This window comes from Paenibacillus sp. DMB20 (assembly GCF_000987955.1).
GTDB lineage: Bacteria > Bacillota > Bacilli > Paenibacillales > Paenibacillaceae > Paenibacillus_AQ.
This window is the reverse complement of sequence record NZ_LAZU01000012.1, coordinates 107630-132992: the sequence shown is the minus strand read 5'-3', so window position 1 is coordinate 132992 and position 25363 is coordinate 107630. Positions and strand designations below refer to the sequence as shown.

Genomic DNA, 25363 nt, shown 5'->3' with positions numbered 1-25363 from the left:
GTCTTCTTTGCTGCATTTTTAATTTGCATCGCTAAATGAAATGTACTATATTTATATCAAACCATAACTTAAACATTGTTTAAAACTGCGTTTAAATTATGACTGAAGTCAATGAAAAGGAGGTGCGTAATATGGATGCGGACAATAAAAAGGCAACGAAAGAGAAGATCATGCAAGCGGCATTGGAACTGATCAAAAAAGAAGGCTTCGACGGCATAACCACCCGAAAAATCGCCGACCGTTCCGGAACAAACGTAGCTCTGGTCAACTATTACTTCGGATCCAAAGAAAATCTGATCAACGAATCCATAAAAGTGATATTGACCGGCTTCCGGGATACCTTTGCCATACTTGACGATTACTCCGTACCTGCCCGGGAAAGGCTGAAGCGGTTTTTGCTGGATTACTTGCAGGTGATTCGCCAATATCCGGAGCTGCTCTCCAGGCTTATCGTCATGGGCAGCACCGTTTTTGCATCCCAGCACGAGTACGGAGCGTTTCTGAAAATGCTGGGGTTTCCCAGGGTACAAGGCATCATTAAGGAACTGACCGGCGAACAGCGGCAGGATCGGCTAACGATCATGATGATGCAAATTTTGGGGTCAATCTTTCTGCCTGCGCTGATGAGTCCCATTTTAGAGTCGGGGGCCTCCGTGGAAGTTCCGCCCGTAGAAGAACAAATCGACCTGCTGTTCGAACGGTATTTCCCTCAAAACTAAACCATGAGGTGAGAAGCATGAATTTCTTGAGAAAGCATTGGCAGGACGCAGGCATTGCTGTCGGTATCGCGGTATGTATCTATTTACTGATGAACCCGGTGACGCTATCGGGAATCACGGGTATTTTATGGCTGAGCTTCGTGGCCATGCTGGTCCATCAATTCGAAGAATACCGCTGGCCCGGATATTTTGCCGGCCTGTTTAACGCCGCCATATTCAAAAGCGAAACGCCCGATAAATACCCGTTAAACAAGCAATCCGCCATGATTATCAATTTGATCATCGCCTATGTGTTCTACTTGCTTCCCGTATTGTTCCCGTACGCCATATGGCTGGGGCTTGCGCCTGTTTTGATGGGCTTTTTCCAGGTGGTCTGGCACGGCATTTTTGCGAATGTGCGCGCGAAGACCGTCTACAACCCCGGACTGTTTGCAGCAGTGTTTCTTCATGTGCCGATCGGAATCTGGTACATCTCCTACATCGTCAGTCACGAACTGGCCACGGCATCCGACTGGGTTTGGGGTACGATTTACTTTGCCGTCGCCGTCTATGTTTTAATCATTCAAGGCAACCTCTGGCTGAAAAACAAAAACACGCCGTACAGCTTTTCCAAAAAACAGCTGGGACCCTATGATTACCGGAAATAATGTATTTAGCTGAAACAGTCGCCCCCGTTCCATCCAAGGGAAACGGGGGCGATTTGCTGTAGATTACCGAAATAAATGCCGAAATCCCGATTATAATCCTTACGAAACCCCATTGACATAACGGGAAGAAGGGTTCATAATGTGTATATGAGTAGTTGTTCATATACAAATAAAGATTTGGAGGAACTCCATATGAGCCATCATTCCCACAGCCACGCCCATCATGGACACGGGCACGATCATGGACATCAACATACGCACGGACACGGCGGCAATCGAAACGCCAAAGGATTAACGTTTGCTTTACTGATTACAGCCAGCATCATGCTGCTTGAGTTTTTCGGGGGGCTGATCACCGGCAGTCTGGCCCTTCTCTCGGATTCCGGGCACATGCTGAGCGATGCCGGAGCGCTTGTCCTCAGTCTGGCGGCCGTCTGGTTTGCGGCCAGACCCGCCTCGCCTAGTAAAAGCTACGGATTCTACCGGTTCGAGATTCTTGCCGCTTTGTTTAACGGCATCTCCTTGTTTGTCATCGCCGGCTTCATATGCTGGGAGGCCTTTCAACGTTTCATGGAGCCGCCCGTCGTAGCCAGCGGATCCATGATGGTGATCGCCGCCATCGGCCTGCTTGCCAATCTGCTCAGCGCGTGGGCGCTGATGAGGAAGAGTGACATTCAAGGCAATATCAATGTCCGCAGCGCATACCTCCATGTGATCGGAGACGCGTTGGGATCGGTTGGCGCCATTGCGGCAGGACTTCTGATGTGGCTGTTCGATTGGTATATCGCCGATCCTATCGTCAGCGTGCTTGTTGCGCTCCTCATCCTGAGAAGCGCATGGAATGTAATCAAGACCACGATTCATATTCTGATGGAAGGTACTCCGATTGCCATCGACCAGAAGCAGGTCGTTGAGACGCTGCAAAGCATCGACGGCGTCATCGATGTCCACGACCTGCATATTTGGAGCATCACTTCGGGACTTGATTCGCTAAGCTGCCATCTCTTGATTGAGGATCAAGCCGACGGCCAGGAAGTGCTGCAGCAGGCGATTCGCCTGATCGAGGAGCAATTTGAAATCCAACATACCACCATTCAGGTGGAGCAATCACGCATCCGGCACGCGGAGTTGAAAGTGTAGAACAAAAAAGGTACCCTTCAAGTCCAAGGACTTGAAGGGTACCTTTATTTCATCCGCTAAGCCAGGACTTCAACGGTAAACCCGCCCGGAGCCTTCACGTAGAATGTCCATGCATGCGCCCTTTTGGGCGGAGCGACATCGAATCCATCGTCTTTCAAGCGTTGATAGACCTCGTTCACCTTCTCCTCATTCTCCTGGCCAAAGCCAATGTGGAAGGTTTTGGGATAACTGACTTGGGCCCCTCTCATTAACGTGAGCACCAGGTTGTCATCGTCAAACAGCACGTCGAATGAATTCTCCCGTTTGTCTCCGCTCGGATCAAGGCTTCGGAGTCCGAAATATTTCGAAAGGAACTCCTTGGCGGCCGGTACGTCGGTGACCGTAAGATTGACATGGTTCAGCTTCATAAGGCTTCACATCCTCCAATTAAAATGTTATTCCTTATAAATTTTACCATTTTAATGCAAGTGATAAGGTTTTATTGATTATATGTCGGTTTAAGGATTAAAACCCGTCACATAACTTTAAGCAGCAGATTCAATGTGTTCTGCCTTGTGCGCTTCATGGATTCTCACACCCGGTCACTTGCTTATGAAAAATATTTCAGAGGGATAAGTTTATCCAATAAGGGATATTATTCTATAAAATGTAATATTTGATAAAAAAATATATTATCTTGGAGAGGTGTAAATTTCATTAAGGAGGAACGGATTTGATGTTTTTACAGCTCCTTCAGAGAAACGGCAGCTTCATTCACGTTAAATGGTTTGCAAAGGATCATGAATGGGTTCCTCTGCCCATGGTCCAGGTCGTCACCCCGTCTTTTCTGTTCTGGGCCGGTTTTACGCTGATCATATTGCTGCTATCTTCGATCTTTCATGAGTCTCTTGAAAAAATCGAAACGATAAGAAGCATACGAAACGGGTTGTCGCGCTTAAAGCCGCACACCGAGCTGATTTTGCGGGTCGGACTCGGTCTCGGACTGCTGCTCCAGCTTGTTAACGGATCTTATCTCGCACCCGAGTTCAAACCGGATTCCGTATGGGTGTCTGCCGTTCTGGCCGCCTCGGCGGCCGGGCTTGCCCATAAAAAAACGCTGCGGATCAGCGGCGTGTTGCTGCTTCTGCTGTATATCCACGCCTCCCTGCATTACGGGTGGTTTCACGTGCTCGATTATTTGTTTTATCCGGGTATCGTCTATTATCTGTTCGTTTGCGGCACCGCTTTCAAAAAAACCGCCGCTCCCGTACTCTATATCTGTACAGGGCTGTCCCTTGCGTGGCTTGCCATGGAAAAGCTGACCATTCCGAAGCTGGCCGGCTCGCTCATTCATGATTACGGTCTTCCCACCTTCGGTTTTTCGGTCCAGGATTTCGTCTTGATCAGCGCCTTTGTCGAGCTTGCGCTTGCTTGGGCCTTTATCATCGGCATCATGAACCGCTTCACGGCTTTGATGATGACCGGAATTTTTCTGCTAACGACATTTGTATTCGGTTACAAGGAAATCATCGGCCACACGATCATCCACACGCTGCTTATCCTCTTTTTGATTGAAGGCACGGGAGAGCGAACCCCATTCAAGTTTCATCGTTCCCCCGTACTCCGCTCCCTGTTTGTGGTCGTCAACTTTTGCCTGTTTCTGTTTGTGCTTATGGCTCTCTATATTCGGATGGGAGGGCATTAAGTCGATTCCGGCTGCGTCCGGCCTCTTCCTTCGCCCCCCAGGCCAAGCTTAACGACAAGCCGCTTGATCGACAGCCCTTGCACGAGCAGCGAAAACAGAACGACGCTAAAGGTCAGCACCAGCACATCCTCACGTCCTTCAAAGCCAGATGGCAGGCTCAGCGCAAGCGCTATGGACAAACTGCCTTTGAGTCCGCCCCAATTCAGAATCGCCTTCCAGGAGCCGGGAAAATCCTTGATCCAAAAGACGCTGGCATAAAGCGCCACGGTCCTCGCAACAAGGACAGTCGCAATCGCGGCGAGAATAAGGATCCACTTATCCGTGAAATCAATGTTTTTAATCTCCAGGCCGATCATCAGGAAGATCAGGGAGTTGGCAATCAGCGTCACGACATCCCAGAATGAGTTGATATTGGTGCGGGTCTCTCCGACATGCCGATACTGGCCCCGTAGCTTCCGAAGATCAGTCCCCCGACAACGACGGCGATGACCCCCGATACATGGAAATGCTCCGCAATGAAATAGCTGCCGAAAAACAAAAGCATGGAAAAGGCAATCTCCAGCGGATAATCATCGTACAGCCTGATCAGCTGGGAAAAAACGAAGCCCAGCACGGTCCCGACCGCAATCCCGCCGAGACTGAATTTCAGAAACAGCAGAAGCCCGCTGCCGATTCCCGCCCACCCCATCTCCATATAGGTCAGCAAATACACCGATGAAATTTGAAACAAAACGACGGCGATCCCGTCATTGAACAAGGATTCCCCTTCGATGATCGTTACGATTTTTCGGGGCACGCCGAGCGATTTGAAAATCGAAATGACGCTGATCGGATCCGTTGCGCTCATCAGCGCGCCAAACGTAAAGGCTACGGCAAGGGGCAGTCCCAGAACATAATGCCCGGCAAGCGCCACAATCAGAAAGGACAGCAGCGTTCCTCCGAACGCCAGCGCCAGCACCGGTTTTCCCTGCTCCTTTAAATGGGAGAACGGGAGCTTCAACGTGGCATTCCCCAGCAGAATCGGCAGAAATAGCGAGATCACGATCGCCTGAAATACGCTGGATTGGGTAATGAACGTTTCCGCTTCCTCCAACAGCGGGATTTGTACGATGCCCAGCAGAAGTCCTACGATAACCAGCGCGATGGAATACGGCTGATTTATTTTTTTCGCAATGGCGATCACGAACATCGACACCGCCAGCAGAATCAACAGCTGGATAAAGATTTCATTAAACACGATCGCATCACCTCGGGGCTTTGTCCTTTTTAGATAACTTATTGCATTCTACCCTGTCTTATTGTTAAGCTTCACCGTTTTTTCATGCGGCGACGCAATTCAAAAGCCCTTCTAACCGAACAAAAAGCTGCCTTTAAGGCCATTTCAGCCTTTGGGCAGCTCCAGCTCTTTCATATCAAATTTATTGGTTCAGCAAAAATTCCTCGCCTGCAATGCCCGGGGATGTCATGTGATACGGATCGAGTATGACTTTGATCTGCTCCTCGGTCAGCAGCCCTTTTTCCAAGATAATCTCCTTCACGCTTTGACCGGTTTGCTGAGCTTCTTTCACGAGGCGGGATGCCACGTCATAGCCCAGATGCGGATTCAAAGCCGTGATGATGCCATAGCTGGTATCGACATAGTGCTTGCAGCGGTCGATGTTGGCCTGCAGATCGGCGATCAGGTTTTTATGGAAGACATCCATGCCGTTCTTCAAAATTTTGATGGAATGCATCAGATTGTTCGCGGCTACGGGAACCATGACGTTAAGCTCGAACTGTCCGGCCTCGCAGGCTAGGCAAATCGTATGGTCATTACCCATGACCTGGAACGAAATCTGGTTCATCACTTCCGCCATGACCGGATTGACTTTGCCAGGCATGATGGACGAACCCGGTTGTCTCGGCGGAACCAGCAGCTCGCTAAAGCCGGCCTTAGGTCCGGATGCCATCATCCGGATGTCGTTGCACATTTTGGAGATATTGACGGCACATACCTTCAGAGCTGCGGACAGCTCCAGGTAAGCATCCGTATTTTGCGTGGCGTCCACCAGATCGTCCGCCTGTTCGAGCGGTATGCCCGTCTGTTCTCTTAACAGCGATACGACGTTCTGCATATATTCAACCGGTGCATTCAATCCCGTCCCTACCGCGGTAGCACCCATATTGATTTTCAATAATCCTTGAGCCGCGCGCTCGATGCGGGTTATATCCCTGCCCAGCACGTTGGCGTAAGCGCCGAACTCCTGTCCCAGACGAATGGGTACGGCATCCTGAAGGTGGGTGCGGCCCATTTTGATTACATGGTCGAACTGCTGGGCTTTTTCTTTGATGCCGTTTACAAGCGTGCGGAACACGGACAACAGGTCCTGCGTCAAACGGAAAGCCGCAATGCGGATTGCCGTCGGAATCGCATCGTTGGTCGACTGGGACATGTTCACGTGATTGTTGGGATTGCAGTAGAAATAGTCCGCTTTGCTTTTGCCCAAATGCTCAAGAGCCCGGTTTGCCAGCACCTCGTTCATGTTCATGTTAATGGATGTGCCAGCGCCGCCTTGAATGGAATCGACGATAAATTCGGACCGGAACTGTCCCTCGATCACCTCATTGGCCGCCAGAACGATCGCATGCCCGATCCCTTTCGGCAAGAGAGCCAGCTCCATATTCGCAAGCGCCGCCGCTTTCTTCACTTCTGCAAGCGCGGAGATCAGCTCTCCGTGTATAGGAACCCCGCTGATGGGAAAGTTCTCCACCGCCCGGACCGTGTTAATGCCATAGTAGGCTTCCGCGGGAAGCTTTCTCTCCCCAAGGAAATCTTTTTCCACCCGATAATTGACGTCCATGATTTTCATCACCATTACCTTTCGGATTCCAGCCATTTCTTGTCTGGTACTTTAAAGATTCGTTTTCCGATCCAAGATTCCTTTTATTTGGCCGGAACATTTTTCATGTCTCTCGTCATTTCATTTATCCTTCCCTTTTCGGCAAAGAAATTACCAAGTCATTTTCCAAATCCATCATCCTCCGTCACCGTTCGACCACTTTCTGTGTGTTTGAAATCACCCTTGAGCCCCGCCTCGATGCTTATACTTAACCTTGTAGAGCTTTTACAAAACCTGCAGGCGCCGGGCCTTATCCCCCTGCGGAATCCATAAAAAACAGGAGGTTATTTCATGAGCCAGATATCCCTTCAAACCACGGTGGCCGATATTGTGAGCGCGGTCCCGCAAACGGCGGATTTATTCCGCAAGCTGCGGATCGATTTTTGCTGCGGAGGCCGCATTCCCCTGGAAGAAGCTGCCCACAACCGGAATCTTGATTCCTCTGATGTTCTCTCTGAAATATTATATATAGAACAAAAGCAGAAGGATTATGCGGAACACCATCCGACCGCCAAACGGACGGAAAAAGAATTGATCGCTTATATTCAGGGGAAGCACCATGCATTCCTGCGTGAAGAACTTCCGTCATTAACGCCTTACGTTACAAAGGTTGCCAGAGTCCATGGGGAGAACCACCCGCATCTCCTTCGGGTGCAGCAAATATTCGCCAGCCTGAAGGCCGAACTCCTGGACCATACCCAAGATGAGGATGAAAATGTATTTCCGCTCATTCTGGAATTTGTTCAATCCCCGACGCCGGAAGCCGCGGACGCCCTGAAGCCTCATGTTTTGGAATTGGAAACGGAACACGCTGCCGCGGGCGATCTGTTGAAGGAACTGCGTGAGATTACGGACGGTTTCGAACCTCCGGAAGGTGCTTGCGGAACCTACCGACTCGTATATCAGCGCCTTGCCGCTTTGGAGAAGGATACTTTCGAGCATATTCACCTGGAGAACAACGTATTGTTCGAGAAGGTACGGGCAGCCATGTAACATTGAACGGCCAAATTCACGGGAATACGAAAGATATGAGAATACAGAACAAAGCTCTGTCCATTGTATGGGCAGGGCTTTTTGCGGTAAACGCCCGGAAAACTTGCGCTTTTTAATTCAAGCTACGGGCCGGCTCTAATGGGTTTTCGGCTGAATTTCGCCTTGTCAACCTCCCTTAGCGCCTCAAGATACCCGGGTTGGAGGACAGGATCGCTTCGGCGGTCTCCCACAGCCTGGGCAAGAATTGAATGATGTCTTCGGCACGTCGGAGAAGGTCGCGGTCAGACGAAATGCCGAGATCGGCGATAAGCGCTTCAAAGGCTGGAATATGTTCACGCTGCAGGTCTGCCGGAGCGTCGGCAGCCAAAATTTTGTGGCACCGTGCAAACGTTGCGACGATCCAGAAGACGGCTTCGCGGTGGTAACCTGACCGGATAAGCTCCCGACTGCCGTCAATGGCAATCGGACGGGCAGCGGCGCTGATGTCTGTGCTGAAAAAGAAAGGTGTTTTGGCTGCGGCTGCAGCTGCGTCAAAAGTTCGGGCGAGTTCTTCCAGATGATGCTCGACCCGCTGGGCAGTCATGTGAACACAGCCGAGCCGTTTCAACAGCTCCTCGTAGAGCCCGGATTGTTCATATTGTCTTAAAACATCCTGTGCCATCAGGTAGCGGCGCCGAACCGTTGGATTGCGCAGCGCCGCCACAAGCAGCACGTGCGTGGTTACACCGGTCGGAAACAGCCAGGATGTAATTTTGTCATGCAGCGGTAAGCCGGTATCGATGTTTTGCAGTCCGTGTTCGACCTTCTGCAATGCATTCTCGCACCGGCGACGGACCCAGACCTGCTCGGCAAACCGGCGGGATACTTCGGTTTGAAGTCTCCCCAGATATCCGGCAGGGTCCGCAATGATCGTATCCGTACGGAAGCTGCCTGCCAGATGATAAGACGTCAAAACCTCCTCAACTGAAGCTAGCTGGTCCCAGGATAAATACGTGACCTCCAGTAAAGCATCCCTGTATACGAATTTCCCGAGTTTCATCAGGGGCTCGGCATCCTCGATAACGACCATAACATCGATGTCTGAGGTTGCTGGCAGCACTGCATCATCAGGCAGCCCTATCGTCGAACCGCTGAAAAAAGCCCCCCTGAAGCCGGCCTTCTTACCGACGTGTTCCAATACCCACGCCGATGCCGCTTTTCGCGCACTCCCGACTCTCACGGACATTCTCCTCCATTTCGTGATGAGGTTGGGCTTCAAAGCCCCTTTCATTTTCTATGAGGCATTTCTCCTAAGGATGATAAGTTATATTAACCCGCAGCCAATCACCTGTAATATTACGTTTTTCGTCTTTCTTTACAAATCAGTACATTGCATCGCACAGTACTGTGTGATAACATAATGGCAGAAGGGGGGATTTGATAGTATGCCGGAATGGACTTCTCAGGTACGACGGGGAATATTGGAGTACTGTGTTTTATTGTTAATTAGCAAAAGACCCTCTTATGGTTACGAATTGGTCACGGTACTGAACCGCTGGGAGCCGCTTGCTATAACGGAAGGAACGCTGTATCCCATTTTGCGGCGCCTGGTCAAAGAAAAATATCTGGAGTCGTACTGGAAAGAGTCGGAATCCGGTCCTCCGCGAAAATATTACAGTTTAACGGCTGACGGACGGACGCTATTGGAAACGATGTCCTATGAATGGCGCAACATCGCTGAAGCCGTTGATCAAATCGAAATGCAGGAGAGGTGAGGAACGCTCATGAGCCCATTGGGAAGAGCCTATTTAGACAAGTTATACGACAGTTTAAGAACATTGCCGGAGGAAGAAAGAATTGATGCCGTTCGCGAAATCGAAAGCCATATCGTGGACGGAATACGGAATGGCCAAGCAGAAGGCGCGATTTTGGCAAAGCTGGGTGACCCGAAGAAACTGGCTAAAGCTTACCGCAGCACCTATATGATGCAGAAGAAGCCGCGAACCTTTAAGGAAATTTTGAACATGGCCGGTTTTTATTGTACCGCCGGTTTGTTGAGCGTCATTGTCGTCCCCGTGCTTGGATCCATCGCTTACGGCTTCGGTTTTAGCGCCATACTCATATGCCTGGCAGGCGTGCTTCGTTCTTTTGGCGTCACTTGGATCAACATGGATATTGGACCGGGTTATACCGTCCCGATCGAATGGAGCATCCCATATGCCATTGTCCTTAGTACCATCATCGGCGGGATCGCTTACTTTAGTTGGAAGTACCTGAAACGTTACCTTAATTTTCTTTCCGAACGTTACCGCAACATGCTGGAAGCAAGAATCGGGTAGCGTCTACCACGATTCCAGTTCCACCGCTACGCCAAAATGATCCGATATAACCGGTCCGTTTTTGCCGTTCATGACGACGGTCGAGGACCTGACCTTTACCGGCAGGCTGGAGAAGATATAGTCGATCCTCAAGGGCTTTTTGATGTCTTCCCAGCCGGCAATGGCTTTAACCACCGTGGATCCCTCACCCCTCACTTCCGCGGACCGATACAGATCATGCCAACCCTTATCCACGACATAGTCATAGCCCTCGTCTCGGAAAATCCCCCATCATAATTAGTTCACATAAAATCAAAAAAATAACGGATCACGTGAAAAAAGACCGGAGAGGTATAGGTCAAGCTGTCGACCCTGCTTAAGTAGCTTTTTTTCAAAGCCTCAAACCTCTCGTCGTCCCCGATTAACAAATCCCGCTTCAGCACGGAAACCGTCAAGCTGCCGAAGAATCCGCTCAAGCTGATGAGCATGCCGGACATGAGCCCGAAATTCCGGTCAAACGGCGTCAGGTAAGGATAAATCAGAAGCGCTCCCCCGATGCTCACGAGAAACGCGCATGCAAAGCCTTCCCAAGTCACATGGGGATTGGCCGTCGGGACCACTTTCCTCCTGCCGAAATAAATCGATGCCAGGGTTTGCACCACGTCGTTAAGCTGCGTCAGCACCACTAAAAAAAGCACCAGTCCCGCCCCGTACTGCGGCGAAGCAAATTGAAAATAAGCAAGATGACTCAGACCGTAAACCATCAGCATGAGCCCCCACTGCGTCGAGCTGACGCTGCGCAAAAAACCGACCGTTCCTTTGTTTATCAATCGCGGGAGCGGCAGGAACAAGAATACATAGACAGGGATAAAGATAATAAACATCCCGTACCATTCGATATAAATCCAATAAAACTGCACGGGGATCGACAAGTACGCCCACAGAAACAGTCTGCGGTCCGCTTTTCTCGATTTGATCATGGAGAAATATTCTTTCAATGCGAAGAAGGTCAGCACCATCAGGGAGAGCAGCGAGGCGACCGGGTGAAGCAGGGTTGCCAAGCAAAAGATGAAGAACATGCCCCACCAGGTGTTGATTCGTATTCCGATGGCCGTGTAGTCTTTGCCCGGTTGAATTTTGGCTGCCGCATAATAAATCAAATGGATGGCCATCAAGGCTGAAAAAATTTGGGCTAACGTTATTAGCGAGCTGTCCACCGCCATTCACCGCCTTGTCGAGAGGTAGGATTCCGTTAAAGAAATCATATGATATGTTATTATGAATGAATAGTCCAAACTTGATAAGGGGAAATTCCGAAAATGGCAGCCGATCGGTCCGTCTTTATTCTGCTTACCAATACCGGGACGCTTTTTACGAAACTCATACAGAGCTACACGAGAGCGCCTTACAATCATGCTTCGATTTCCTTTGACCGCGAGCTTTCGGAGCTGTACAGCTTCGGGCGGAAAAATCCCAATAACCCGCTGAACGGAGGCTTCGTGAAGGAAGACATCAAGACAGGCACGTTCAGCAAATATCCGGATACGACTTGCGTCATTTACGAGCTGAAGGTATCCGACCGCGAAGTCGAGAAAATGAAGCGCGTCCTGCAAATTTTCATCCGGCAGCACAAAAAATTCCTCTATAATATTCTGGGCGTGATCGGAATCGCCATCAAAGAACCGGTCGAGTTCAGCAACTCGTATTTTTGTTCGCAATTCGTCGCCGAAATTCTGGAACGTTCGGGCATAAAGCTGTGGAATAAGCTGCCTGCGCTCGTCACGCCCGATGATTTTCGGAAATGCGACCGCCTGCAGTTGATCTACGAGGGAAAGCTAAGGGATTATGAGCCTGAGTGGTGATTTTAATGAAGATGGTAAAATCATCAATAACCATTATCTGCTGGTATCACTATGTGTTGAATGAAATCAACATTAAATATGAAACGCATGTAAGGTAGACCATTCCTTTGCCGGAGTGGTCTATTTTATTTATTTTTCGGTGGCCAACACCGCAGGACTGCCTTATTTGCCGCCTGGCCTTAATGCAGCAGCCTAAATATTTTTCAAAAGTCAAAGCCAATTCCCCTCCCCCGTGCTCTAATAAGTAAGACGGAAGGAGATAACGATGTCACATGGATATACATAAGCTCGTGAAAAAAGCGCAGAAAGGCAACGACAAGGCGTTTCTTGAGCTGTTTCAACAGCACGAGGAATCGATCTATCGGATCGCCTACATGTATGTGAAGAACAAGGAGGATGCGCTTGATGTCGTTCAAGAGACGGCATACCAATCCTTTAAGTCAATCGGCAGCTTGCGGGAGCCGCAATATTTCAAAACCTGGATACTCAAAATTGCGATCAATCGCTCGATATATGTGCTGAGGCAGCGAAAGAAAGTCATTCTGTTTCCTCCCGAATACACGGAGCAGCAAATTGAAGATACCGTTGAGGAAGACATTCCCCTTGCCGTAACTTTACAGGATATGCTCGATAAACTGGATACCTACGAAAAAAGCGTCATCCTGCTCAAAATCTATCAAGGTTATACGTTTCAAGCCATTTCGGAAATACTGGAGCTGCCCTTAGGGTCGACGAAAACGATACTGTACCGGGGCCTCGACAAGCTGAGAAAAAACTTGAAGAGAGGTGAAATGCAGTGAACCGACACAATCGATTGATGCGGGAACTTGAGAACATCGAAATTCCGAAGGAACTGCATGAGCGCAGCATGCTGGGTGTGCGGCAAGCCAAGCGGGAGCTCGGTCTTGTGCGAACACGCCCTCTGAAAGCAGTGAAAATAGCGGGAATTACCGCCGCAGGTCTAGTGCTGGCTATCACCTTGGGAATGGCCGCGTCTCCCACGTTTGCAGCCTATGTAAAATCGTGGTTCTCCCTTGGCAAGACGGACGATGGATTGAAAAAAGCGGCGGATGAAGGATTTGCCGTGCCGATTAACAAGCAGGCAACCGATCAAGGAATTACGTTTAAAGTGAAGGAGGCCATTCACGATGTGTTTCGCGTTTCGATTCTGTACGGCGTGGAGCAGGACGGAAACCCGTTAAATTCGGATCGCTTGTTTGATACGTTCATCCCGAACGGGACCGACGATGATCCCTACGTGAACCGGTACGATATCGTCGATGACGAAGGGAATGTGCTTCCGCTGAATTTGCGGCAAATCCATGCGGAAAACGATCGGATATTGACCCTCTCGCTGGACGACCTGTTTCCTGGACGCGGGATTTCTTCCCTGTCGGAAATACCGGACCGGATTACCGTCCGATTCGACATAAACCAGATCGGCAGGACCCGCGGGAAATGGCACTTGGAAGTGCCGATCGATCTGACCCGGGCAAAAGCTTCAACGACGATCGTACCCATTAACAAGCGCTTCGTCTCCCCGGAAGGCTTCAGCATAGATTTTCATCGGCTATACCATGGACCGAGCAAATCGGAGCTGGTGCTGCAGGTAGACGAGACGCAGGCATGGAGAAGCGCCAAGAAAAGCGAGCCGATGTTCCGGTACGAGGTGAAAGATGGCCAAGGCACCGTCGTTGCAGCATTTGACGGCTTGAGACGCGGAGATTTGATGCTGGGAGGCACGAACAACCTTGAGGCCTTTTTCCATGGTCAGGGGACGATGGGACATGTGAGATATTGGCACCCCTTCCTGCCTTTCGGGACAGCGAAGGATTTGAAATTGGAGCTGACCGCCATTTATTCGCAGGAAAAAGCCCCTTCGGGATCGTCCATCGTACTCCAGCCGGCAAACCTGACGAAAGAACCGCTGTGGAAGGAGGTGAACGGGAAAAGCGTTGCGTTCAAGGTGCGCGAGAAAACGGATGAAACGGAGGAAAAGCTGAAGGACGGCTCCAGCGTCTTTCAAGGAAAGGGCTGGATACTGGAAGCCGATCAGCAGCTTGGTTCCGATACGGTTGACCTGCAGTGGCGTTTCAAGGATGGGCAGGAAAAGGAAATGCATGCGGTATCCGCGACGGAGTTGGAGCAGGATGCGCAAGGAAACTACCGCAACCGCACATTGTTCTTCTTTGCAGGCCAGACGGAAATGCCTGAAAGTCTTGCCCTGTCTCTCGAAGGCTGGATCAAAAAAACGCCCGTCAGCTGGAGCATCCCGCTTGTACCGTCGGAAGAACCGCTTCCGCCGGGATACGACGAGCCGGTTTACGAGATGACCGTGGAGGAATTAAAACCGGAGATTGTAAGGAGAGCAGAGCAGGCGATGCGCAAGCTGGCCCCGGACAAGCCTGCTGAGCTGTACGGCGTCATGGATTATAGCGACCGATGGTTCCTCTATGCGAAGGACAACAGCGGAAGTAGCGTCATTATGATGAAGGAGACGGCAGAGCCGATTGCCGTGCAGCGGGTCATTCCATACGGCGAGGCGGATCGGGAACTTCGCGACACCGTGGAAGAAACCTTGCGGCAGATGAACCCTGAGCAGCCCATCGTATTCAAGGAAGCCTTCCGGGAGCAATCCAAGGCGAATGATCGCTGGCTTTTCCAGAACCAACAGGCCCAAATCAGCGTGGACGCCGTAACAGGCAAGGTGGATGAAGCTGCCGTAAACTATCCGCCGGGACACCTTGATCCGAAGGCAAAAGCTGCCGCGGAGCAGGCATACCAAGTTTTATCCCAAGGCAAGTCCTTGCGGGTCACCCATATGAGTCAGAAAATGACGCCGGCCGAGCATGTTTGGGAGCTTGGTCGCGACATGAGCGTGTTCGCCAAAGTAGGCGTACGGACGAACCGGGTATGGTCGGTTGAACTGGGCTACAAAAACGATCATCCGGGCGATGAGCTGGAAGCACGGAAAAAGTATGCAGAACCGCATTACACGCAAGAGCAGGCCATCGCAATGGTAAGTTCGACGGTCAAACAAGTGTTTGGCACGGATCTTGAAGGTGCGGACGTGAGCGTCAAGCTCAATGAGTATACCTTTAAGAAAAATGGATCGATGACGATCAAAGGGACTGTAAACGCCAAGGGCGAGTTCTGGAGACTGGAACGGATCCCGGAAGAGGGGATTCAGGATTAACACTTTTGAAACAAGCGGGACATTGTAAATCAAATTTTTAAATTCAGGAGGTTATTACTCATGAAAAAACAAAAACATTGCTCGCGGCAGCGCTGGCATGCGGTTTATTCGCCTCTGTCCCTGTTACCGCGGCTCCTGCCGATACGAACAACGGAGGTCCGCAGGCAATTGAATATGCCGATCTGGATCAGAAGCTTGCAGAGGCGGCAGAGAAAGCGATCGAGCAATATGGCAACGGGAAAACATTTCAACTGGAAGAAGCTTCAAAGGATAAATATTTGGCGGATGAAAAAAATCAAAAAGAGAGTTGGATCATTCAAGCCAAGGACCGGAGCGCCGTCATTTCGGTCGACGCCATTTCAGGCGAGGTGCTTACCGTATCGCTTAGCTTCGCCATGGACGAAGTAACGGAGGCTTACGAGACGCATTTAAAGGCCGCCCAATCGGAAGCCAAGCAGTTAAACGGAAAATCGGAGACGTCCTTTACCCAAGCGCACTTTTTCAAGTCCAACAACAAACTGAACCAAACGGAGACCATCACCTTCAGCACCGATGACGATCAATTCCTGCAACTTGATGCAAAGACAGGCAAACTGCAAGCGTACCAATTGAAATATAAAGCAGCGGATGTGGACCGCAAGATCACGGCAACGGCTGAAAAAGCGGTAAAAAGCATGGGAAACAGCAAGGTTCTGCCGTTTACGGACATCGAACGGAAAAAATACGATGGCCTGAATGGCGAAGAAGTATGGGACCTGAAAAGAAAAATCGAGGTTAAAGGCGATCCCGCCAAATACGGCGCAGTGGAAATGGGCAAGGATGGAAAAACATTCGTAGTTGAGGCAACGGCCACGGTCGAAGTCAAAACAGGCAAGCTTGTTTCCGTGACGGTGAAACCGAAAACGGACAACCAAAAGGGCAAGACATTGACGGAAAAAGAAGGGATTGCGCTGGCCGGCCCCGCTGCCAAAAAACTGTTTGGCGTAAGTCTGTCTGACTATACCTTAAAGGTGGATAAAGACTGGGGAGACTATAAGTTCAGCAGCAAAGGCAAAGAGTCCATCGTCGCCAAGTTTGACGGCTATGGCAATCTCCTCCGGATGGAACGGAAATCATAGAGATAACATAAATTATTAAATACATGAAATAAATTGGGTTCCGGGGCGGTCAAGCGATAGATCGCTAGCCGGCTGCATAGCCGCAGGCTGCCTTGATTGAAATGATTGAAATGCATGACAGTAGAAGCGCTATCGTCATTCTTCTGGACGATAGCGTTTCTGCGGGAAATAATATGAGCCGAGTAACCATGAAATCTTATACTTTCTTATACTTGAAAAGGGACTGTCTCATGTAGATTTTTTTCTACTCTGGACGGTTCCCTTTTTTTCGAGCAAAAAAAGGTCAGACCTGAAGCATTTAGCTCCAGTTCTTGACCTTTGGGATTCATGCTTGCCCACTTACCCCTTGCAAACCTGTCCGGCCGAAGCCTGCACGCGAACCTCTCTAATCTCGTTCTCGCCCTTCTCCAGGCAGCCGAAGCCGAACATGCCGCGGGCGAAAGCGCCGTCCCGGCATTCCAGGACGCTCTCCCCATTAATATACAAGGTAAAATGATCTTTCAGCGCAACCAGCTTGAAGCGGTACTCTTTGCCGAGCTCCCAATCGTACTTTGCGCTGATCAGCCGCTTGCAGCCAAAATCCTTACGGATAAACGAAACGGTGCCCGGACCGTCGAATCCGGCCAGATAATGGCGTTCGATGCCTTTCGCTCTTGCGATCAGGCCGTGGCTTCCGCCGGACATCGGCTTGATCAACGCCTCCACGACCATATTGCCTGCATAATAATTGCCCGAATAGGAGGAGCAATCGCCATCTGTCGTGCAGCGAAGCGCGCCGTCACGCAGCTCCCACCGGCCCCGGTGATGGGAGAACGGCGTAATGGAGCCGAACTCCTTGGCCTGTTTGGCGAAATCAATGGCGTAGTCGGCCGGACCCGAAATGCGGAATTGCCCGATGAAAAGACGCCCGATGGCACGGTTTGAAAGCGGCGACGGACTCTCCAGAATCCATCCGATCTCATCGATCATGGCCCCTTCCGTATCGGGAAGGGTAAATGCGAGGTCGTTCCACTCTCCGTTTACCGGCACGGCCATGTTCAGCCGCAATTCCTCCTTGGTGAACGTGTTTCTCACGTACGGGGTAAGCGTAATCGGCTCCCCTTCCCATTGGTCCATGTAAATCTTCGCCGATACCGTCTGACCGCTGTATGCGAGCGGTGCGAAGGTCGGCTTGTATTTTTCATCGTTGAATTCTTCCCTGCGGTAAAACGGCTTCCAGTAGATTTTACTGTGATCGCCTTCAACCAGTCTGTCGAATACGACCTCCAGCGATCCTCTTCCGTCTATCGCTTGCTTGGCGGAATGGCGGACTGCCGGGGTTTTGAACGGATTGCTCGTGCGGAAGCCGTGCGTCGATCCCGGCAGGTCGAAGTCAAAATACACCTCTCCCTGTTTGGTCCGGTCCGTCAGCTCTTTCGGCGGTTCCTCCCCGTTTGCCCGGTAGCCGAGTAGTGCAAGCTCTTTCGCGAAGGTAGGAAAATCAACCAGATTCAAGTAGCCGGATACGCTGGAAGCTACAATGAAATCATTGATCGGCTTTCGGTAATGTTCCGGAATGCCGGTAAGGCCTCCGAACACGCCGAGGATGGTACCGACGTTCCCGGCATTGCAATCGGTATCCCAGCCGCACATCGAGGCGATCTCGACCGTCCGCGAAAAGTCTCCCTCACCGTACAGCAGGGCCAGCACGCACACGCCGGCATTCGGAATGATATGGCACGCCCGTATATTTATCGTAGCCCCACTGCTCCTCCAGGTATTGACGGCAGGCACGGAAATCGGAAGGATGGCTGCGGTGAAAATCCATCACCGCATGCACCACGCGTGCATACGTGGAATCCTGCGGAATCATGCTAAGGCCCGCAGCGATGATTTCGTCCACCGTGGAAGCCTCGAAAGCTTTGGCAATGCACGCCGCCATGAACCGGGCGCCGTACAATCCATTGCCGTCATGCGATACGCTGGCGGCCTTTTCCGCATAATCCGCCGCCTTTTCGATCTGCCTCGGGAACAGAAGACCCCAGGAGTCGACGAAGATCTGTCCGCCGATCTGCTCCGCCATCTCGGTGCCGTTTACCTCGATGGAACCGGAGCGGGGAGCCGGAATTCCCTTCCGCAGATTCACGTATGCCCTGTGCTCCGTGCTGATATCCTCTCCGCCCCACCAGAACATGCCGATGCCATCTCTGGCATAATTGAGCCAAGCCCTGCCGACATCCTGGGGCTCAAGCTCGCGTTCAACCGCATCGTCGTACAGCGCCCGGATGAAAAACACCGGTCCGTTCGCGTCATCGTCGGCCGCGAAGGTGCTGTAAGGCTTCACGTAATCGCGGATATCCCCGTAACCCCCCCGGATTCGCTCATACGTCCAAGCGACCGGCTCGATCGGTGCGCCGAGCCGGATCCCGACGTTCATGCCGATGAATCCCGCATATACGGCCTCTACATATTGTCTCGGTATCATAACTCCACTCCCCCTTTGCCCTGCCGCTAGACGATGATGCCTTTTCTTGCTTCATGGGCCGTAATATCCTGTTTGATCAACCTTTCGGCAACGTCGCCGAACCGGTCGGCCATCGCGCACAAATCCAAACGATTCACCGCGTTCAACTGCTCCAGATCTTCTTTGCGCACGGCTTCCCAGCCGTACATGGCGCCAAGAATAACGCCGATCATGACCCCGATGGAATCCGTATCGCGGCCCGAATTGACCCCGTCCAGCATCGAGCGGTAATATTCGCCGTCGTTCAGCACGATGAAGGCCAATGCCATCGGGAGTTCTTCAATCGACCACAGCCGGCTCGGCGTGTAGTGATTGCTCGGAATGCCCACCTTGTCGATGTGCCGATGAACGTCATCTCCCATCGGGGAATACTTCGCGAGTATGGACTGAAACACGCTGACGATTTTGTCCATGTCATCCCGCTCGTGCCGGAGATCCCGGGCCGCCCCGGTCAATTCCCGGATCGCCTCTTTCGTTCCGTCTTTCGCCAGGCTGATCGCGGTATCAACGATATCGTCCACCGTCACGCCGGGTTCGAAGGCCTTGGCCACGCAGGCTGCAAGAACGCCGGCGGCCTCCAGGCCATAGCTGCTCTGATGACCCATCGCAAACAAAATCGCTTCATCATAAGCCGCCTTGGGATGGCCCGCGTTGACGACCCCGACGGGGGCGATGTACATCGCGGCCCCGCAGTTGACCATATTTCCGATCCCCGCCTCTCTGGGGTCGCAATTTGCCAGCACATGGCGCATGAAGATATACTTTTCCGGGTAGAACAGCCGGTCGATAATCAAAGTTTCTTGATTAAGCTCGGGCACGAACGTTTTGCGGAAGGCGATTTCCTTCACAAACTCGTTGCCCATGTCGTAAGCATCCAAATGCCTGCGCTCCGTAAGGTACACCTTCATCAGCGCAAGGGTCATCAGGGTATCGTCCGTAACGATGCCGTCTCCCCTTACCCGGCCAAGCCGGGTTTCCGAAGGAAGATCCATCTTGTACCATCTTGTCATCAGGGACTCCACGCGTCCGTATTTCGACTTGATTTGCTCATACGTCAGCTTTTCAATCGGGGCTCCCATGGCGTCTCCAAGCGCTGTGGAGATGACCACGCCCCTCACTCGGTCACGAAACGAAATCATGATTCCAGACTCCTCACTTGATGTTCTCGTTAGCGTACTGCGTAATTTCCTTCCCGCCGGCCGCATACCATTCCTCTACGAATTTATCGAACTCCGACAAGTCCCTCTTGCCGCCAATAAAGTCCATGGAATATTCCTTGTACAGATTGTTCATGGCATCCCAGTTCGCCACGAATTGCTCCGGTATGATGAAATTGTTGTCTTCCGTATAGTAATCCGAGGCCATCTTCAGCGACGCCGAGCCCGGCTCCCCCAGAAGCGGCGTTTTCAGCGGAATCTCGGATTTCATTTCTACAGGCTCCCAGAAGCGGGCGTACCATTCGCCGTAATATTTGTCCTTCAGCTCGATTTTTCCGTCAGCCACGCTGTAATGCTCATTCTCGAATCCGAGCCTGTCCAGCATTTGGCCTTTGGGGCTTGCCAGATAATCAAAAACCTTGAAGGCTATATCCTTATGCGGCGACTGGGAGGAAATGGCGAGTCCTCTCGATTCTTTCGTGACGTCCGTGGCGCCGAATCCCTGTCCTTCGCCTTTGGCAGGCGGCAGCACGACGAGTTTGGCCTCCTTGCCGCCAAGCTGCTGCATTCTGCCATCGTACAAATCGAGGATCTTGCCTGCGGTGCCGGTAATGACGGCGGCTTCACCTTTGTAGAAAGCATCTTCCTTCGTATCCCACTGCTTCGTGATGAACTGCGGGTCAAGCAGTCCCTCCTTGTAAAGCTTATGGTAGAACGTCAGCTTTTCCTTTTCTTTTTGCGACACCTTGGCGTATTCGTAAGTACCGTCATCTTTCTTCAGCCAGGTCGTATCCAGGCCGAATGCCGTATTGAAAATAAAGTTGATCTCCGCAATGTCGCCCGCCGCGGTCAGCGCATAATTCGGCTTGCCCTTGCCCGGTTTCTTCTCGACGAGTTCCTTGAAGAAGGCGTAATAGTTGTCGATGGTCGCGTTCTCCATCAATGCCTTGGAGCTATCCATGGCATGGAACCAGTCCGCCCGGATGACGGGAACCTTGGGCGCGAGCGGCTTGATCCACAGCAGATACGGATAGCTTGTCATACGCGCCGTGTTGTGCGGCTCCATGATGTTTTTGATATGGGTCGATTTCTCGATATACGGCGTCAGGTCCTCCAACAGCCCTTGACCGGAAATTTGCTGGTCGCCGCCCTGGAAATAAATGATGTCCGGAATCGTGCCGCCAAGCAGCAGCAAATTCAAATTCTCCGCATAGCTGCCCTGAGCCAGATCCACGAGCTCGAATTTTACGTTCAGCCCCTCGTCTTTCTGCAGCGCTTTTTCCAGCGTTTCAAAAAATTTGACGGATACGGGATTGACCGTCCCCTCGTCCTTGTACACGATTTTCAGCGTGACGGGATCTGAGCTTCCGCCCGGCTGACTGTTTCCCGGTTCCGGTGAAGCCTGCCCGCCTGCGCTTTGCTTCGGGTCGTTCGAACCGCATGCAGCCATGACGACAGCCAGGATAACAACCAGGAATAACAAGCTTGTTTTTTCATCTTTCTTCTTCTCCCCTTTTTATGAAATGACGAGCATTACAACCGGTCATGATGCTGCCTTCCCGGACTCATCCTTAATCCTTTACCCCTCCCTCCAGCGCGCCCTTGGCGTAATACTTCAAAATGAAGGGGTATAGAACCAGCAGCGGAACAACCGCAATCATGATCGTCCCGGCCTGCAGGGAAGCGAAATCGAAGTTAACCGCGCCATCGAACATATTCTGGTTGCCCACAAGCGAAGTGTTGTCCTTGCGGACGACGAACTGCCTCAGCACAACCTGGAGCGGCCACTTGTCCGGTTCGGAAATATAAAGGGTCGCCCGGAAATATTCATTCCAATGGTAAACGCCATAGAACAGGCCAAGCGTTGCCAGGCCGGGTTTGGATAACGGCAGAATGATCCGGCAGTACATGCGGAAATGACCCGCGCCGTCCATCCGGGACGCTTCCAGGATTTCTTCGGGAATATCCTGAAAGAAGCGCATCAGAATGAACAGGTAATACACGTTGACCGCCTTGTACAAAATGAGCGAGGTAAGCGTATTCATAAGTCCGAGATCCTTCACCAGAAGGTATTCCGGAATCATTCCCGGCTCGAACACCATGATTACGATCAGGAACAAAAGCACCAGTTTCTTGCCGATAAAGTCCGTTCTGGCGAGCACATACGCCGCCATGGACGTCAGCAGCAGATTCAGAAACGTACCCGCCGCGGTGATCCACACCGAATTCAGGATACTGCCGGTAATCAGCGGATTCGAAAACAGCAGCTTGTAATTGATCGTAGAAAATCCCTTGGGGATGATGTCCAATCCGCCCATTAGATGCACATTCTCCGGATCCGTAAGAGAAAGCGCCAGCAGATTCAGAAGCGGCATCAATACCATGAGCGTGAACAGAAAAAGAATCAGATAGATGACGATTTTTGAAAACTCCAGCCGTTTCATCGTTCCCCCCCTTTACCAGACACCCTTGCCCGAGATGCGTTTGGATATAAAATGCGTGCCGAGAATCAGGACGATGCCGATCACGCCCTTGAACAGGCTTGCCGCGGTTGCGTAGGCAAACTGCCCGTTCCCGATGCCGATCCGGTAGACGAAGGTGTCCAGAATATCGATGACGCTGATGACGGAATCGTTCATGAAGTTGAACACTTGATCAAAGCCCGCATTCATGAAAAAGCCGAGGTTCAAGATGAATACGGTTACAACAGTGCTGTACAGATGGGGCAGGGTAATATATCTCATTTGCTGCAGCCGCGTCGCGCCGTCAATCTTGGCCGCCTCATACAGCCCCGGGCTGATCTTCATGATCGCCGCCAGATAAATAATGGAATCCCAGCCTGCGCTTCTCCATACCTCGGACGCCACCAGAACCCACCGGATATGCTCCTTGCTGGTCATGTAATCCACCGATGGCAGCTGAAATACGTTCGCAAGCAGATTTACGCCGCCGCCCGCAGGATTCAGAAGGCTGATCCAAATGCCCGCAATGACGACCCATGACAGGAAGTGCGGCAAATATACGACGGACTGCACGTATTTGCGGTACTTTGAGCTGCGCACCTCATTGATCAGCAGCGACAGCAGAATCGGGACGGGAAAGACGAAGATGATCTTCATCAGGCTGATGATAATCGTATTTTCCAGGACGCTGGCAAAAGCCGGCGAACTGAACAGCAGCTTGAAGTGCTTCCAGCCGACCCATGCATGGTCGCCGAGAATGCGGTAATCCTGAAAGGCCAACTTCATTCCGTACAGCGGGATGACGTGAAAGACAAAGAAATAGAGAAGAGGAGCGGACAGCATCGCATACAATACCCAGTCCTGCCTCAGACGTCTTAGAACCTTCATGGCTTATCCCCCCTTTTTCGGAAATGGATCAATGGATAACTTCATCAGGGGAGCATGCTGCTGGGCGCCGTAGACATCGCGGTCACCGACGCTGCCGGATGAAATATCCCTTAAGATGGTAATTTTGAAGCCGAGCGCCTGATCGAAGAAAACCAGGTGATGGACTTGTTCCTCCTTGATCTGATACAGCTCGCAGATCGCTTGCTTTGTAATGCGTCCGGACTGCTTTACCTTGTCGTACTGCGCCTTGCAATCAAACAACACATCGAACGTAATCTCGAAGGGGCCCGAGTTTTTGCTGCGGAGCACCTTTGCCAGCTGGCCGAGTTGAGTCAATGGTTCCATCCTCCTCACCTGTGTTCTATCCTGAAGCCGTTATGTTTCATTTCCATCAGATGGTATACGGAAAATTCATAGACGGGTCCGAATTCGACGTCGCTCGGCGCGAACGGAAACGCCAGATTCCCCGCCGTCGATTTGCGTCCCTCATAACCGTAATGAAGGAAGGTGGACCGGACCGTCGCGCAAATGCTGCTGGCAAGCTCTTGGGTTTTCGCCACGACCTCGAACAAAACGCCGACTTCATGTCCTTTGAACCGTTCCGGTTCCTTGCTGCCAAGCACGCCGTTCTTTCCGTAATTGTAGAAATGGATGCTGTAATCCGACTCCGGGATCTCCCGGTAATACTCCCTGGCCTGGTTTCGGACGTAATCCTCGACCTCTTCCAGCTTATCGAGCAGGATCGGGTCCCGGATTCCGGCAATGACGAATGTGCGGTAGGCTACCCGCCGCGCTCCCTCCAGCTTGATGTAGTATTTCTCAGCCCGCAGGTAGCGGCTTCCCGTCACGCGGACCACGCCTTTTTCGGTTTCCTCGAAGCGGCATTGCTCCAGATCCAGGGTGAATCCGGGCCCGTGAAGAATATAGGGATGTTCCTTTTCATAAAAGGTATGGGCGGCAACGCTTGTCGCGCTGCAAATCCTGTCGGGATTAAGCGACCGGACCGTAAAGAAATCGTCGCCGATCGTCCCGAGAATGCTGTCCTTGGTCGTGCCCGGCTCGGCGCAGAGGGCGCCGCATTCCAATATTTTGCCGAGGTGGTAGGCTAGCCCCGGATCTTTCCCGTGGTATATTCCGACCGCGGCGAACGGCGACGGATCGTAGGCGCGGCCGCAAACGATGATTTCCCCTCCCTGCTTAAGCGCCTCGACAATCGGCTCGTGTCCCATCTGGGCAACAATGCTGTTTGTCGATTTGATCGTCTCGGCCGTAAGCGGCGGGATATTGGAGCTGAGTCCCTGAATGCGTCCTTCCTCATGGGCCTTCCTGATTTCTTCCTGCGTAAAGTCCGCCCAGATCACGGTAATTTTCGCTTTCAGTCCCCGTTCCTGCAAAATCTCGTCAATGATATCAAGCGTCCAGTTTACATGCGTTCTTGCCCCTGATCCCCCGGCCGAGCCGATTATAATGGGGATCCTGCGCGGCAGGCCGTTCGAAATGATCATATCCAGGTCTTTTTTTGACGGCGCGTTTACTGACGATGGAGACGCCCGCCCCTAATTTGTGGGGTCCTCCGTCGGTGGAACCGGCGTCTACCACGATGCCGTGAAGCTCGTACTCCATTCCTTTCCTAAAAGATTGCTCCGGAAAACCATATCCCAGCATGCCGCAGGGTGCTAAAATTCGAATGTCAGTGTTCATTTGCAAGCCCTCTCCGCAAAGTATTTATGCAATCTCGTTTGACTGGGTAACTGGATGGTCCAATTTAAAGGCAGAAACGACTTCGTCTTCCTTCCCCAAGAACGAAGGCGCTTCTTT

Annotated in this window: 25 protein-coding genes and 1 pseudogene; 11 read left to right on the top strand and 15 right to left on the bottom strand. The window is 51.6% G+C overall.

From position 1 onward, the window contains the following. The first annotated feature begins 131 nt into the window (after positions 1-131). The 3 genes from XI25_RS04285 (at position 132) to XI25_RS04275 (ending at position 2506) form a co-directional block, all read left to right on the top strand. Positions 132-719: a TetR/AcrR family transcriptional regulator gene (locus XI25_RS04285; RefSeq protein ID WP_046677514.1), complete on the top strand. Its 588-nt coding sequence runs from the start codon at positions 132-134 to the stop codon at positions 717-719. A gap of 17 nt (positions 720-736) precedes the next feature. After that, positions 737-1366, top strand: coding sequence for an HXXEE domain-containing protein (locus XI25_RS04280; protein ID WP_046677513.1), 630 nt, complete (start codon positions 737-739; stop codon positions 1364-1366). 192 nt (positions 1367-1558) lie between these two features. Further along, positions 1559-2506 carry a cation diffusion facilitator family transporter gene (locus XI25_RS04275; RefSeq protein ID WP_046677512.1) on the top strand — a complete coding sequence of 316 codons (948 nt, stop codon included), beginning with the start codon at positions 1559-1561 and terminating at the stop codon, positions 2504-2506. A gap of 56 nt (positions 2507-2562) precedes the next feature. Here the strand turns inward: XI25_RS04275 and XI25_RS04270 are convergent, their stop codons facing one another. Further along, positions 2563-2913, bottom strand: a complete 351-nt coding sequence (locus XI25_RS04270; protein WP_046677511.1) for a VOC family protein — start codon at positions 2911-2913, stop codon at positions 2563-2565. A 308-nt stretch (positions 2914-3221) separates the two neighbouring features. Between XI25_RS04270 and XI25_RS04265 the strand changes: the two genes are divergently transcribed. Next, a complete protein-coding gene (locus tag XI25_RS04265; protein ID WP_200901379.1) occupies positions 3222-4190 on the top strand; it encodes a hypothetical protein in 969 nt (322 codons plus the stop codon). On the opposite strand, the gene XI25_RS36095 is transcribed toward XI25_RS04265, so the two are convergent. The 3 genes from XI25_RS36095 to XI25_RS04255 all read right to left on the bottom strand — a co-directional run bounded on the left by XI25_RS36095 (position 4187) and on the right by XI25_RS04255 (position 7030). Then, positions 4187-4579: a cation:proton antiporter domain-containing protein gene (locus tag XI25_RS36095; protein WP_327204723.1), complete on the bottom strand. Its 393-nt coding sequence runs from the start codon at positions 4577-4579 to the stop codon at positions 4187-4189. The two genes, XI25_RS04265 and XI25_RS36095, sit on opposite strands and share 4 nt — an antisense overlap. After that, a complete protein-coding gene (locus XI25_RS36090; RefSeq protein WP_327204722.1) occupies positions 4576-5427 on the bottom strand; it encodes a cation:proton antiporter in 852 nt (283 codons plus the stop codon). The genes XI25_RS36095 and XI25_RS36090 overlap by 4 nt, the downstream gene beginning before the upstream one ends. Positions 5428-5608: 181 nt before the next feature. Beyond that, a complete protein-coding gene (locus XI25_RS04255; protein ID WP_442950355.1) occupies positions 5609-7030 on the bottom strand; it encodes an aspartate ammonia-lyase in 1422 nt (473 codons plus the stop codon). A 330-nt stretch (positions 7031-7360) separates the two neighbouring features. On the opposite strand from XI25_RS04255, the gene ric reads away from it, so the two are divergent. Continuing rightward, positions 7361-8062: an iron-sulfur cluster repair di-iron protein gene (gene ric, locus XI25_RS04250; RefSeq protein WP_046677510.1), complete on the top strand. Its 702-nt coding sequence runs from the start codon at positions 7361-7363 to the stop codon at positions 8060-8062. 175 nt (positions 8063-8237) lie between these two features. Here the strand turns inward: ric and XI25_RS04245 are convergent, their stop codons facing one another. After that, positions 8238-9287: a hypothetical protein gene (locus XI25_RS04245; RefSeq protein WP_327204721.1), complete on the bottom strand. Its 1050-nt coding sequence runs from the start codon at positions 9285-9287 to the stop codon at positions 8238-8240. 199 nt (positions 9288-9486) lie between these two features. Between XI25_RS04245 and XI25_RS04240 the strand changes: the two genes are divergently transcribed. Together XI25_RS04240 and XI25_RS31850 are read left to right on the top strand one after the other, a co-directional pair. Then, positions 9487-9816, top strand: coding sequence for a PadR family transcriptional regulator (locus tag XI25_RS04240; protein ID WP_046677509.1), 330 nt, complete (start codon positions 9487-9489; stop codon positions 9814-9816). A gap of 9 nt (positions 9817-9825) precedes the next feature. Then, positions 9826-10380 carry a DUF1700 domain-containing protein gene (locus XI25_RS31850; RefSeq protein ID WP_046677508.1) on the top strand — a complete coding sequence of 185 codons (555 nt, stop codon included), beginning with the start codon at positions 9826-9828 and terminating at the stop codon, positions 10378-10380. A gap of 3 nt (positions 10381-10383) precedes the next feature. On the opposite strand, the gene XI25_RS04230 is transcribed toward XI25_RS31850, so the two are convergent. Further along, on the bottom strand, positions 10384-10614 hold the full coding sequence (locus XI25_RS04230; protein ID WP_046677507.1) for a hypothetical protein: 231 nt from the start codon (positions 10612-10614) through the stop codon (positions 10384-10386). 47 nt (positions 10615-10661) lie between these two features. Continuing rightward, entirely contained in the window at positions 10662-11576 is a 915-nt protein-coding gene (locus tag XI25_RS04225; RefSeq protein ID WP_046677557.1) for a phosphatidate cytidylyltransferase, read from the bottom strand. 102 nt (positions 11577-11678) lie between these two features. On the opposite strand from XI25_RS04225, the gene XI25_RS04220 reads away from it, so the two are divergent. From XI25_RS04220 to XI25_RS04205, 4 genes are all read left to right on the top strand, one after another. After that, on the top strand, positions 11679-12221 hold the full coding sequence (locus XI25_RS04220; RefSeq protein ID WP_046677506.1) for a hypothetical protein: 543 nt from the start codon (positions 11679-11681) through the stop codon (positions 12219-12221). Positions 12222-12493: 272 nt separating this feature from the next. Next, the gene (locus XI25_RS04215; RefSeq protein WP_046677505.1) at positions 12494-13021 is read left to right on the top strand and encodes a sigma-70 family RNA polymerase sigma factor; all 528 of its coding nucleotides are present in this window, start codon (positions 12494-12496) and stop codon (positions 13019-13021) included. Further along, complete coding sequence (locus tag XI25_RS04210; RefSeq protein ID WP_046677504.1) at positions 13018-15417, top strand: DUF4179 domain-containing protein; 2400 nt, start codon at positions 13018-13020, stop codon at positions 15415-15417. Before XI25_RS04215 ends, XI25_RS04210 begins: the two co-directional genes overlap by 4 nt. A 77-nt stretch (positions 15418-15494) precedes the next feature. Then, a complete protein-coding gene (locus tag XI25_RS04205; RefSeq protein ID WP_235439651.1) occupies positions 15495-16535 on the top strand; it encodes a hypothetical protein in 1041 nt (346 codons plus the stop codon). 339 nt (positions 16536-16874) lie between these two features. Here the strand turns inward: XI25_RS04205 and XI25_RS35675 are convergent, their stop codons facing one another. The 8 genes and pseudogenes from XI25_RS35675 to XI25_RS04170 form a co-directional block, all read right to left on the bottom strand. Continuing rightward, entirely contained in the window at positions 16875-18224 is a 1350-nt protein-coding gene (locus XI25_RS35675; protein ID WP_268794462.1) for an ADP-ribosylglycohydrolase family protein, read from the bottom strand. Next, positions 18202-18999: an ADP-ribosylglycohydrolase family protein gene (locus tag XI25_RS35670; RefSeq protein ID WP_268794461.1), complete on the bottom strand. Its 798-nt coding sequence runs from the start codon at positions 18997-18999 to the stop codon at positions 18202-18204. The genes XI25_RS35675 and XI25_RS35670 overlap by 23 nt, the downstream gene beginning before the upstream one ends. A 26-nt stretch (positions 19000-19025) precedes the next feature. Next, positions 19026-20177 carry an ADP-ribosylglycohydrolase family protein gene (locus tag XI25_RS04195; protein WP_046677502.1) on the bottom strand — a complete coding sequence of 384 codons (1152 nt, stop codon included), beginning with the start codon at positions 20175-20177 and terminating at the stop codon, positions 19026-19028. Positions 20178-20190: 13 nt separating this feature from the next. Then, positions 20191-21645 (bottom strand): extracellular solute-binding protein, encoded by a 1455-nt coding sequence (locus XI25_RS04190; protein ID WP_046677556.1) that lies wholly within the window; start codon positions 21643-21645, stop codon positions 20191-20193. Positions 21646-21766: 121 nt separating this feature from the next. Further along, positions 21767-22639 (bottom strand): carbohydrate ABC transporter permease, encoded by an 873-nt coding sequence (locus XI25_RS04185; RefSeq protein WP_046677501.1) that lies wholly within the window; start codon positions 22637-22639, stop codon positions 21767-21769. A 12-nt stretch (positions 22640-22651) separates the two neighbouring features. Beyond that, complete coding sequence (locus XI25_RS04180) at positions 22652-23545, bottom strand: ABC transporter permease (protein WP_046677500.1); 894 nt, start codon at positions 23543-23545, stop codon at positions 22652-22654. Between the two features lie 3 nt (positions 23546-23548). Next, positions 23549-23881, bottom strand: a complete 333-nt coding sequence (locus XI25_RS04175) for a DUF4387 domain-containing protein (RefSeq protein WP_046677499.1) — start codon at positions 23879-23881, stop codon at positions 23549-23551. A 14-nt stretch (positions 23882-23895) separates the two neighbouring features. Further along, positions 23896-25246, bottom strand: a pseudogene (locus XI25_RS04170) (acyclic terpene utilization AtuA family protein). Positions 25247-25363: the final 117 nt, after the last annotated feature.

Coding starts and splice junctions, on each gene's coding strand:
- XI25_RS31850 (WP_046677508.1), top strand. CDS start 9,826: ATGAGCCCATTGGGAAGAGCCTATTTAGACAAGTTATACGACAGTTTA.
- XI25_RS04215 (WP_046677505.1), top strand. CDS start 12,494: ATGGATATACATAAGCTCGTGAAAAAAGCGCAGAAAGGCAACGACAAG.
- XI25_RS04185 (WP_046677501.1), bottom strand. CDS start 22,639: ATGAAACGGCTGGAGTTTTCAAAAATCGTCATCTATCTGATTCTTTTT.
- XI25_RS04245 (WP_327204721.1), bottom strand. CDS start 9,287: ATGTCCGTGAGAGTCGGGAGTGCGCGAAAAGCGGCATCGGCGTGGGTA.
- XI25_RS35670 (WP_268794461.1), bottom strand. CDS start 18,999: ATGATACCGAGACAATATGTAGAGGCCGTATATGCGGGATTCATCGGC.
- XI25_RS04255 (WP_442950355.1), bottom strand. CDS start 7,030: ATGGACGTCAATTATCGGGTGGAAAAAGATTTCCTTGGGGAGAGAAAG.
- XI25_RS04195 (WP_046677502.1), bottom strand. CDS start 20,177: ATGATTTCGTTTCGTGACCGAGTGAGGGGCGTGGTCATCTCCACAGCG.
- XI25_RS04190 (WP_046677556.1), bottom strand. CDS start 21,645: ATGGCTGCATGCGGTTCGAACGACCCGAAGCAAAGCGCAGGCGGGCAG.
- XI25_RS04265 (WP_200901379.1), top strand. CDS start 3,222: ATGTTTTTACAGCTCCTTCAGAGAAACGGCAGCTTCATTCACGTTAAA.
- XI25_RS04180 (WP_046677500.1), bottom strand. CDS start 23,545: ATGAAGGTTCTAAGACGTCTGAGGCAGGACTGGGTATTGTATGCGATG.
- XI25_RS04275 (WP_046677512.1), top strand. CDS start 1,559: ATGAGCCATCATTCCCACAGCCACGCCCATCATGGACACGGGCACGAT.
- XI25_RS04280 (WP_046677513.1), top strand. CDS start 737: ATGAATTTCTTGAGAAAGCATTGGCAGGACGCAGGCATTGCTGTCGGT.
- XI25_RS04240 (WP_046677509.1), top strand. CDS start 9,487: ATGCCGGAATGGACTTCTCAGGTACGACGGGGAATATTGGAGTACTGT.
- XI25_RS04285 (WP_046677514.1), top strand. CDS start 132: ATGGATGCGGACAATAAAAAGGCAACGAAAGAGAAGATCATGCAAGCG.
- XI25_RS04220 (WP_046677506.1), top strand. CDS start 11,679: ATGGCAGCCGATCGGTCCGTCTTTATTCTGCTTACCAATACCGGGACG.
- XI25_RS04270 (WP_046677511.1), bottom strand. CDS start 2,913: ATGAAGCTGAACCATGTCAATCTTACGGTCACCGACGTACCGGCCGCC.
- ric (WP_046677510.1), top strand. CDS start 7,361: ATGAGCCAGATATCCCTTCAAACCACGGTGGCCGATATTGTGAGCGCG.